Raw genomic sequence first — 11341 nt, 5'->3', positions numbered from 1 at the left:
GTGATAAACTTCACCATAAAGGTGCTCCTCTCTTTTGGGTGATGTGTTCTAGACAAACACCATTCTACCAAAGATCAGGGCACTTTTTTACATTTTTATGAGATTTCACTTTCGAAATTCAGGTTTATTTATTCTATCTTCAATAAAATTTGAATTTACTCCTTTTATTATTATGATCAACAATTTATTTAATTAACAGGGCAAAAGTATTACGATTGAAGTACCCTCTCCTAGTAAAACTTCCTTATTCAATTCGGGATACCCACTACATCAAAAATTAAAATTTGATAATTGCTGAGAAGTCCTCTATAAAAGATATAGTTCGACTTCCTTCGTTAATTTGTTATCAATCAGCACGTCTGAAAGAAAAAGGGCAGATTTGTGCTCATTCTAACTGCGGATATAGGGAGCTGAGAAGAAGAACTATCATAGCGGCGTACTAACTTAACTTTTAATAAGGCTTCTCTATGTAACGATCATTATTGCATTTTGCACTCTTAGCCCCTATTAAGACTTGGACAGTACACCTCTTACTTAGATAAAATGAAATCAAACGGAGGGGAACAATGACTTATCCTTCAAGAAAAAGGTTGTAGCCAAAGGAAAAGAAATTGGCAATATGACTGCGGCGCATCAACATGAGCTGATATCCCTACGGTGGTCCAGAGAACTGAACCGTAAGGACTGGATCAGTTAGATGAGAATGTGTTAAACAAGCTCCGTTTGTTCATACTGCAGATGATTATGCACAACTGGTGAATGAGATTGAAAACTTAAGAAGCTCTTTGCAGAGCAAGCCTTAGATAGGGACATTCTCAAAGACCTACTAAAAAAACGTACCTGCACTTGCGGATAACATAGAGAGTGCCCAGAAATATACTGAACAAGGTCATAACATCAGCTCTGTGTTGCGTGTATTAGAGGTCGAACGATCCACGTATTATGCCCGAGTGATTTGAGAGCAACAGGACCCAAAAAACATATTCAAAGGGTCGCTCACCCCGCACCTGGTTATTCTTATACATAAGACGGCAAGTCCGTTAGCGATGAACAGATTGTTCCACCTAAGTCAATTCCTTTATCTGTCAAGACCCAAGAATCATTTTCTCTCAGAATACATTCTGCGTCCATTAAGGATTGAAATAGATGCTTTGCTTGTATACCTAATTCCTTTGCTAAAGCTGTAGTTGATATTTGCTTCTCGCTCATTTGGACCTCCTAGTTATCTTTCCCATTTAAGCCCTACATTTTGACTGTTCCTTCTTGTCCTTATCTACATTCACTGCTTACTACTTTACCCAATCTCTCAATAAAATACCTTTGAAGCACTTGATCTCTACAGAAAACGTAACAACCCTTCATGCCACGAGATATTAAAATCTTGTATATATTTTTAACGAGAACATTAAGTAGATCAGGACTGTTTTTAAGTGCCTTCTTGGGTCAGATTGGAAGATGATCCATGTGCCATACGGTTGAGATTACTGTGGTGTCACGGATTCAGGATCCATCCTTGTATAGTGCTTAGGTCTTATTCTACAAAAGTCCTATAAATTCCTTTATTCGACAATTAAATTGAAACAAATCCCACCCCACTCCTATCGACCAAAAGCCCGAAACCCCTCAACATACTTCACCTAATCCCACCTGCTTTTCGAGTAATTAAAAAAAACCAATACCCTCGTTGATTAAGGTACCGGCTTCTAACGTCTTGTACATACGAACGCTCACTTCTCTGCAGTTACCGCGAAATACACGGGGAATATCCCGAATTTCAACCACTTATTACAGGTATGCACTTTAATATCTCTAAACCCTGCGTCTTCCAGCTTTTTCTTTACATCCTTCATGAATAGATAATTTGCTTGTGAGCGGTTGAACTTATTATTCGAGCTGCTCGAATTAAAAAGCTTATGAACCGCATATTGGATATATTTTGTTCTAAATATTCCTTTTCTAGAGAACAAATAATCAAATATATATCCTGAACCATGAACGAGCAAAAACACCTTCCCTTGCAGGGAAAGCACACGATTCATTTCTTTCAGCACCTGTTCTGCGTTTAGATACTGCAGCGCCACTCTGCACACCGCAAAATCGACGGAGTGACTCTCAAGCGGGATATGATGTGCATCTGCCACCTTTGCCATAATGTTGCAATTAACATCCTTTAATTGTCCAACTAGCGATTCTAACAGCTCGATCTGATTTGCGTTTGAATCAAATCCATATATGATGTCAGGTTCGTTTTGGAGGAGAGAGATTATCGTCGCCCCACCGCCGCAACACAAATCTAGTATATTTTTTTGGTATTTGGCTTCCTTCAATAGAAGTGCATCAAAAAAATCAGGATCATATACCTGCCTATAATGCTCGTAACAGGCATAGCCAAACTGATTATCTATAATCTTCAGATCACTAGATACAACACCGAGCGAAATCATAGTATTCATTTCCTCAGCAGTCGGTCGTTGAATGTTTGTTCTGCTCATACCATTTTCTCTGCAATAAAGATAAGCTGCGCATCCCAGCAACCGTTTATTAAAAATAATGTCCGCTTTTATGCTCAATTCACCCTATCCCCCAATTTGAGGATAATATTTGCTTATAGAAGTACATTTAAAATCAGACAGCAAGCTTTTTATTTTTGTATAAGTATCCCCGAGCCCATAGTATCTTCTAATGTTATTTGACCAAGAAGTGTTAAAGATTCGAGGTTGGTCATGGTCTAAATCATAAGGATGAATATAAAACACAAAGGAACCGTTATTTCCTATAATTCGGCTTGCTCCTAAATGAAAATAACGATAAGGGTATATGCGAAAATAACCGCCTCCTCCCCATGGGAAATTAACTCCAGCTAAGCGATATACAGGCAGCGGTATTTCCCATAGCTCCTCTTTTATTTTAAAAGAATGAGAAACGGATGCATCCAAATTGAATTTGGAATATAGATTGTTATATGTATTTGGAATTATGCTGGAATCGTAAGAAAAACCTTCTTCTATTAAAATTTCAAGCGCCCACTCCGTCATCGAAAAACAGGGTGCCCGATAGCCATGCACTTTTGAACCGACTAATTGTTCTAAGATGTCCTTTGACATTATAATGTCCTGTTTAAATTGCTCAGGTGACTGCTGATAAACCAAACGATGGGAATAACCATGCGAAGCTATTTCGTGACCTCTTCGATGTATTTCTTTAATCAAATCCGGCCTTTTTTCTGCGATCCATCCCAGGACAAAAAAAGTTCCGATCGAATCATTTTCGTCCAACAAATCCAAAATTTGATGAATAGGCTGCTCCAGCCTTAATTCGTAGTTCTCCCAGTTCGATAGTGATAATTGCGGGCTGCAAAACCAATCCTCCACATCAACAGTAAATGCCATTTTCAAAGACATCCCCCCTTATCTATTATTCATCAATCTCTATCATATGGCAAGATTTGTATTTACTAGTAAAGTACAACCATTCAGCGAATTATGCATGAAAGCCAGCTAACCTTACCTCGCAAATGCTGTGGATTGTAACAATCGTGTGATCGCTTCGTTTGATTTCTTCAAAACCTCGTTTATATCCATGGTGAGTAATCGCCTATCCTTCATGACGATACGCCCGTTTACCATTGTCAGAACAACATCCGAAGATTTTGCTGAGTATACAATTCGTGTATAAATGCTTTGTTCGGTATTCACTTGCGCTTGACTCGGCCACGCATGTGGCTTTCTCAAATCAAGGATAGCCATATCCGCCTTCTTTCCAACCTCAATGCTGCCAATCTCTTTTTCTAATCCAAGGGAACGGGCTCCGCCAAGAGTTGCCATTTCGAATGCCTTTTGCGCACTAGGCTGAATTGTCGGATTGAGATGAAGACCTTTTTGAACTAAAGCAGCCAGCTTCATTTCTTGAAAAACGTCCATATTGGTATGGTCTGCCGCATTGTCTGCCCCAACGCCAATATTGACTCCGTGTTCAATCATGCTTGGAATGGGGGCTATCCCGGAAGCTAGATACAGATTGGCTGTAGGACAGTGAGCCGCATGGGCACCACGCTTCGCTATGATTTTGATTTCCTGATCGTTCACGTGAACGCAATGAGCCAAAACAGTCCTTGGAGTTACCAGTCCAATAGAATCCAAATAATCGATTACCCGCATGCCTGTCTGCTTTATAACGATCGCTTCTTCCTCTTTCGTTTCCGATGCATGTATATGAACACGAGCGTTGTATTTATAGGAAAAGTCAGCCGTTAGCTTCAGAAGCTTCATCGTGCAAGTCAAGGAGGAGGCTGGGCAGAAGCAATACCGAATTCGCCCCCCATCGCGTCCTTCCCATTTTTCAAACAGCTTCAGACTCTCTTCGAATGCTATATAGGTGGGCTCAACCATGTCGCTCTGATCAATTCCTCCTGGGCTCTTCCTATCTGCCATTTTTTTCCCCGAGAAGGCTCTGATTCCTGTCTGCGCGATTGCCTCGAAGGCGCTATCTGTATAGTTAACGGACTCCATATCGTAGATCGCTGTAGTGCCGCCAAGAAATAGCTCCGCAATTCCCAGCATACCGGACCAATAATTTGAATCTCTATCATGTGCAGCTTCTAGGCTTAGAATTTCGTCAAGCCATTGATTGAGATTTTTGTCAGCCACCAGATTTCGAAAAAGCGTCCGTGTAAGATGGATATGGGTTTGGATAAGCCCCGGAATAAGTATTTGGCCTTCGGCATGAACAACTTCGTCAGCTTTGTCAACAATTTCATCCAAATCGCCAATCGCTTCAATACGATTTCCCACAATGAGAACATCCTGATCCAATAGGACTTCTCGATTAGGGTTCATCGTGACAATCGTTGCGCCACAAATTAAAATGCGTTTATCCACTTCTATTTTTATTCCCGCCATAACAAAACCTACTTTCTCGACAAAAACGATCCCGGTGCGATTAATACGCGCTTTAAGAAGATCTCAACATGATCCGGTCATACTTTCCCCCTAGGTATTCGACCCAGTATATGAGCTTTTTTCACAAAAGGTGTATGACACAACAACAGGAAAGCTCTTTTAAAAAGAAGCAAAAAGCCTGACGGAACTACGCCGTCAGGCTGCTGCAATCAGGTTAACAGAAACAGTTGATGTCTCTGTCTTACCGCTAACCTATGGTCTCCACCAGTTTCCTGAAATGAAGAGCAGGTTAAGCATATTGAAGGAATCACTGAAGTATGATTCTTTCTTATTTTTCATCCAGTCCCAACCAGCATTTACCCAAGCTTGGTGAGCAGTGTTAGTTGTAGCAGCGGAGATGAATGGCGATACGAATACAGCTGTAGCATAAGATCCTCTAACATTGCCATTCAATTGGTATCCGTCTTTGATGTTGTTCGGATTGTTGCCTGCTTTGCCTTTAATCCATACTGCCATTTTGTCAGCGATAGCCTTGCCTCTAGTATCACCGTACAAAGCGTAATCCATTACGATTCTTAACGGAACACGGCTTGCATTGTAGTTGTACTCATTTGTTTCAGGGAATTCGTCCAAAAAGTTTTGTGGAGCCGGTTGTGGCGGGTTGCCAACAACGAAATCAGAGATCAGACCCGTGCTAGGCGAGTATTTAGTTGAGAATTTGCTGTAAAGGCTGTAAAGGTTATTGATAACATTCAACCATGTTTGGTCTCCTGTAACTGCATGGAAAGCTCTCAGGTGGGAAAGCATCCAGTCAGAAGGACGAGTGTTCAAAGCATCCTTCGTATCCCAGTCACCAAGGTTAAGTCTGTTGTTAGTCGTTACATTGCTAACTTTAATTCCGTTTGTAATCATTTTCTTCGCTTCAGCCAAATAATTGACTGTTCCCGTCGATCCCCATTGGCGATCTGCAAGAATTAGGGAATAAGCGATGTCGAGGTCTCCGTCAGTTGCGGAGTCGAAATGACCTTGAGCGTTTTTGTTATCCGCTATAACCCAACCCATCAGGTTAGCATTGTTCGGGCTTTTGAAAGCTCTTGCTGTTTTGAATAGACCATCGTAAATCTTTCTAGCATTCGTATCGTAGCCAGCCATCAGAACAGTGATAATCATTCCATATCCTTGTCCTTCAGATGTACCAAGCGGCTTAAATCCGTCAGCATCACCAGTAATATCGCCTTTTACATAATAAGCGCCAGGCAATGATGTCAGGTTATTTCTCAAATGTGCTGATTTCCAGTAGTCATAATAAGCTTTAACTGAGTTATTAAGAGATGTTTGGCTTACATGGTTAGGCTTAATGATACCTGAATATTTAACTTGCTGAGGGAAAGGTTTCTTCTCTCCAGCTGCATGCACCGTAGGTTGAATTTGAGCAGGCGCACCCAGTACTGTCGTCAGCATAGTTGTACAGAGAAGAATACTGCCCATTAATTTCATAATACCTTTGTTTGATTTTAAAATATTCAATGAAAACTCCTCCTTTTATTATACTTCAAAATTTTTTGACTCTAAAAATTGCTCCTTCCCTTTTTTGATTATTAAAGCGCTTTAACTTTTAAACACTATAAGTTTAAGCGCTTTAACTTTTGGTCAAAAGATAACATGCTTATGGAAAAAAGCATTTGGTATGATACAAGGCTGCATAACGCGCATCTGTATCAACCAAGTTACTTTATGACCCTCAAATTTCATTGAGAGATTTATAATATCTTTCAGCAAACTTTCTGTTCTATATCATTATTTTATAAATCAAAACGAGCTCCACATTCTTCTGTTTTTAAGGGCCTGACGGAGTTACCCGTCAGGCTTAATCGGATCTTACTAATTATGAACCATATACTTCGAAATCAAAGAGTGAATATCCATATACTGTGCCTCTTGCTGTTCCAAGTACTCTTACATATCTTCCGCTTTTAGCTGTAAACGTAACATCATCAATTCCGCCATTGCCGGTAGTTGTTGTAAAAGCATCTGTCCAAGTGCTTGCATCTGCGGAGACTTGGATTTTGTAGCCTTTGCCGTAAGCAGCTTCCCAGTTCAATTTCACTCGGTTAACGCTTTTTGTTGTACCAAGGTCAACATAGATCCATTGGTTGTTGCTTCCTTCAATACTTGCCCATCTTGTAGTTGAATTGCCGTCAGTTGCTTTGGAAGCTTCAAATCCTGCTCCCTCTACTGAGCTTGCTACAGCCGTCTTGCCAAGAGCAAAGTTAGTGCCGGATGAAGCTGCACTTGTCGTTGCGCTTGCTGTATTGCTGTTAGCTGAAAGGTTCCCAGCAGCATCAACAGCTTTTACCGTGTAGCTGTATGATGTGGATGCCGTTAGACCTGTGTCGCTGAAAGTAGTACCTGTTGGAGTGCCAACTTGAACGCCGCCGCGGAATACGCGGTAACCTGTTACACCAACGTTATCCGTCGAAGCTGTCCAGCTCAAGTTAATTTGGCTGCTTGATGCTGCTGTTGCAGTCAGACCAGTTGGAGCTGTTGGTGCTTGTGTATCGGAGGCGCTGTAGTTTGGTTTCCACCAGTTTCCGGAAATGAATAGCAGGTTAAGCATATTGAAGGAATCGCTAAAGTAAGATTCTTGCTTGTTCTTCGCCCAGTCCCAACCAGCATTCACCCAAGCTTGGTGAGCGCTGCTCGTAGTAGCTGCCGAAATAAATGGCGATACGAATACCGCAGTTGCATATGTTCCTCTATCGCTACCATTCAGTTGGTATCCGTCTTTTACGTTATTCGGGTTACCGCCTGTTTTGCCTTTAATCCATACCGCCATTTTGTCAGCGATAGTCTTGCCTCTAGCATCTCCGTACAAAGCGTAGTCCATAACGATTCTTAATGGAACACGGCTTGCATTGTAGTTGTACTCATTTGTTTCAGGGAACTCGTCCAAATAGTTTTGTGGAGCCGGTTGTGGCGGATTGCCAACAACAAAGTCAGAGATCAGACCCGTGCTTGACGAATAAGATGCTGTGAATTGGCTGTACAGGTTATACAGGTTGTTAATAACATTCAACCAAGTTTGATCTCCTGTAACATCGTAGAAAGCTCTTAAGTGGGAAAGCATCCAGTCAGAAGGACGAGTGTTCAAAGCATCCTTCGTATCCCAGTCACCAAGGTTAAGTCTGTTGTTAGTCGTTACATTGCTAACTTTAATTCCGTTCGTGATCATTTTCTTCGCTTCTGCCAAATAGTTGATTGTACCTGCAGATCCCCATTGGCGATCAGCAAGAATCAGAGAATAAGCGATGTCAAGGTCTCCGTCAGTTGCGGAGTCGAAATGACCTTGTGCACCAGCGCTATCCGCTACAACCCAACCCATTAGATTAGCGTTGTTCGGGCTTTTGAAAGCTCTTGCTGTTTTGAATAGACCATCGTAGATCGTTCTAGCATTAGAATCGTAGCCCGCCATCAGAACAGTGATAATCATTCCATATCCTTGTCCTTCAGAGGTACCAAGTGGATTGTATCCGTCAGCATCACCAGTTATATCGCCTTTTACATAGTAACCGCCAGGCAATGATGCTAGGTTATTTCTTAGATGTGCGGATTTCCAGTAGTCATAATAAGAGGCAACCGAGCTATTCATAGAAGCCTGGCTCACATGGTTAGGCTTAATAATACCTGGATAGCTAACTTGCTGAGGGAATGGTTTCAATTCACCTGCAGCATGAGCTGTCGGTTGATATTTAGCAGGCGCACCCAGCAGTGTAACAAGCATTGCTAGACAGAGAAGAATGAGGCCCATCAGTTTCGTCGTACTTTTGTTTGATTTTAAAGTGTTCAAATAAAACTCCTCCTTTAATAATAATTCAACTGTTTTCGACGCTACTAATTGCTCCTTTCCCAATTAATAATCATTAAAACAATTAAACGTTCAGTTAACCAAAGTTTAATCGTTTTAATTTTTAGGGTGGAAAAAGTAAGTTGCTTATGGAAAAAAGTATTTTAGATGATACGGAGTGCATATGGTACGCATCTGCATCAACCAACTTACTTTATCACCCTCAAATTTCATTGAGATATTTACATCACTTCTTATGTGAGTAAATGTAACACATTGATTTTGTTTCTGTCTACAGAAAAATTTCACGAAAAATATTTACTTATTTTGGTATTAAAGTTTTAGTGGAAGTAGTATTTCAGCTATATAAATCAAATAAACTTGATATAAATAGATTTCCAAGCCTGCAAGGGGGGCTCCACATTCTTCTGTTTTAAAAAGCCTGACGGGTTATCCCGTCAGGCCTTGCACTATTTTACTAATTAAGAACCATATACTTCGAAATCAAAGAGTGAATATCCATATGCGGTGCCTCTTGCTGTTCCAAGTACTCTTACATATCTTCCGCTTTTAGCTGTAAACGTAACATCATCAATTCCGCCATTGCCGGTAGTTGTTGTAAAAGCATCTGTCCAAGTGCTTGCATCTGCGGAGACTTGGATTTTGTAGCCTTTGCCGTAAGCAGCTTCCCAGTTCAATTTCACTCGGTTAACGCTTTTTGTTGTACCAAGGTCAACATAGATCCATTGGTTGTTGCTTCCTTCAATACTTGCCCATCTTGTAGTTGAATTGCCGTCAGTTGCTTTGGAAGCTTCAAATCCTGCTCCCTCTACTGAGCTTGCTACAGCCGTCTTGCCAAGAGCAAAGTTAGTGCCGGATGAAGCTGCACTTGTCGTTGCGCTTGCTGTATTGCTGTTAGCTGAAAGGTTCCCAGCAGCATCAATTGCTTTTACCGTGTAGCTGTATGATGTGGATGCCGTTAGACCTGTGTCGCTGAAAGTAGTACCTGTTGGAGTGCCAACTTGAACGCCGCCGCGGAATACGCGGTAACCTGTTACACCAACGTTATCCGTCGAAGCTGTCCAGCTCAAGTTAATTTGGCTGCTTGATGCTGCTGTTGCAGTCAGACCAGTTGGAGCTGTTGGTGCTTGTGTATCGGAACCGCCGCTGTAGTCTGGTTTCCACCAGTTTCCGGAAATGAACAGCAGGTTAAGCATATTGAAGGAATCGCTAAAGTAAGATTCTTGCTTGTTCTTCGCCCAGTCCCAACCAGCATTCACCCAAGCTTGGTGAGCGCTGCTCGTTGTAGCTGCCGAAATAAATGGCGATACGAATACCGCAGTTGCATATGTTCCTCTATCGCTACCATTCAATTGGTATCCGTCTTTTACGTTATTCGGGTTACCGCCTGTTTTGCCTTTAATCCATACCGCCATTTTGTCAGCGATAGTCTTGCCTCTAGCATCTCCGTACAAAGCGTAGTCCATAACGATTCTTAACGGAACACGGCTTGCATTGTAGTTGTACTCATTTGTTTCAGGGAACTCGTCCAAATAGTTTTGTGGAGCCGGTTGTGGCGGATTGCCAACAACAAAGTCAGAGATCAGACCCGTGCTTGACGAATAAGATGCTGTGAATTGGCTGTACAGGGTATACAGGTTGTTAATGACATTCAACCAAGTTTGATCTCCTGTAACATCGTAGAAAGCTCTCAAGTGGGAAAGCATCCAGTCAGAAGGACGAGTGTTCAAAGCATCCTTCGTATCCCAGTCACCAAGGTTAAGTCTGTTGTTAGTCGTTACATTGCTAACTTTAATTCCGTTCGTGATCATTTTCTTCGCTTCTGCCAAATAGTTGATTGTACCTGCAGATCCCCATTGGCGATCAGCAAGAATCAGAGAATAAGCGATGTCAAGGTCTCCGTCAGTTGCGGAGTCGAAATGACCTTGTGCACCAGCGCTATCCGCTACAACCCAACCCATTAGATTAGCGTTGTTCGGGCTTTTGAACGCTCTTGCTGTTTTGAATAGACCATCGTAGATCGTTCTAGCATTAGAATCGTAGCCTGCCATCAGAACAGTGATAATCATTCCATATCCTTGTCCTTCAGAGGTACCAAGCGGATTGTATCCGTCAGCGCTGCCAGTTATATCGCCTTTTACATAGTAACCGCCAGGCAATGATGCTAGGTTATTTCTTAGATGTGCGGATTTCCAATAGTCATAATAAGAGGCAACCGAGCTATTCATAGAAGCCTGGCTCACATGGTTAGGCTTAATAATACCTGGAAAGCTTACTTGTTGTGGAAACGGTTTCAATTCACCTGCAGCATGAGCTGTCGGTTGATATTTAGCAGGCGCACCCAGCAGTGTAACAAGCATTGCTAGACAGAGAAAAATGAGGCCCATCAGTTTCGTCGTACTTTTGTTTGATTTTAAAGTGTTCAAATAAAACTCCTCCTTTTATTATGCTGCTGTAATCTACGACTCTATCCATAAAGCTCCTTTCCCTTTGATAAAAATGGTTAAGCACTTAACTAAATTTAAGCGCTTAAACTTAGGGGGGTGAAAAGTAATTAGATTTTGAAAAAGGATTTGAG

At 41.6% G+C, this 11341-nt stretch carries 7 protein-coding genes and 3 pseudogenes; all 10 read right to left on the bottom strand.

From position 1 onward, the window contains the following. Positions 1-1017 precede the first annotated feature (1017 nt). Positions 1018-1209, bottom strand: a complete 192-nt coding sequence (locus AC2TDN_RS22595; RefSeq protein ID WP_482069476.1) for a phage antirepressor KilAC domain-containing protein — start codon at positions 1207-1209, stop codon at positions 1018-1020. 60 nt (positions 1210-1269) lie between these two features. After that, positions 1270-1422, bottom strand: a pseudogene (locus AC2TDN_RS22590) (DNA/RNA helicase domain-containing protein); the annotation flags it as partial. A 305-nt stretch (positions 1423-1727) separates the two neighbouring features. Beyond that, positions 1728-2492: a class I SAM-dependent methyltransferase gene (locus AC2TDN_RS22585; RefSeq protein ID WP_482069477.1), complete on the bottom strand. Its 765-nt coding sequence runs from the start codon at positions 2490-2492 to the stop codon at positions 1728-1730. A gap of 84 nt (positions 2493-2576) precedes the next feature. Beyond that, complete coding sequence (locus tag AC2TDN_RS22580; RefSeq protein WP_482069481.1) at positions 2577-3389, bottom strand: XrtA system polysaccharide deacetylase; 813 nt, start codon at positions 3387-3389, stop codon at positions 2577-2579. 114 nt (positions 3390-3503) lie between these two features. Continuing rightward, positions 3504-4898 carry an amidohydrolase family protein gene (locus AC2TDN_RS22575; RefSeq protein WP_482069478.1) on the bottom strand — a complete coding sequence of 465 codons (1395 nt, stop codon included), beginning with the start codon at positions 4896-4898 and terminating at the stop codon, positions 3504-3506. 252 nt (positions 4899-5150) lie between these two features. Next, positions 5151-6425, bottom strand: coding sequence for a family 8 glycosyl hydrolase (locus tag AC2TDN_RS22570; RefSeq protein WP_484690247.1), 1275 nt, complete (start codon positions 6423-6425; stop codon positions 5151-5153). Positions 6426-6783: 358 nt separating this feature from the next. Further along, positions 6784-7428: a galactose-binding domain-containing protein gene (locus tag AC2TDN_RS22565; RefSeq protein ID WP_484690252.1), complete on the bottom strand. Its 645-nt coding sequence runs from the start codon at positions 7426-7428 to the stop codon at positions 6784-6786. A 21-nt stretch (positions 7429-7449) separates the two neighbouring features. Then, a pseudogene (locus AC2TDN_RS22560) lies at positions 7450-8628 on the bottom strand (family 8 glycosyl hydrolase); the annotation flags it as partial. 596 nt (positions 8629-9224) lie between these two features. Then, positions 9225-9869, bottom strand: a complete 645-nt coding sequence (locus AC2TDN_RS22555; RefSeq protein ID WP_484690251.1) for a galactose-binding domain-containing protein — start codon at positions 9867-9869, stop codon at positions 9225-9227. A 48-nt stretch (positions 9870-9917) separates the two neighbouring features. Further along, a pseudogene (locus AC2TDN_RS22550) lies at positions 9918-11150 on the bottom strand (family 8 glycosyl hydrolase); the annotation flags it as partial. Between the last annotated feature and the right edge of the window lie 191 nt (positions 11151-11341).

It is taken from the genome of Paenibacillus sp. Y660, from assembly GCF_057221575.1.
The sequence above is the reverse complement of the archived record's forward strand: the minus strand, read 5'-3'. Positions and strand labels throughout refer to the sequence as shown.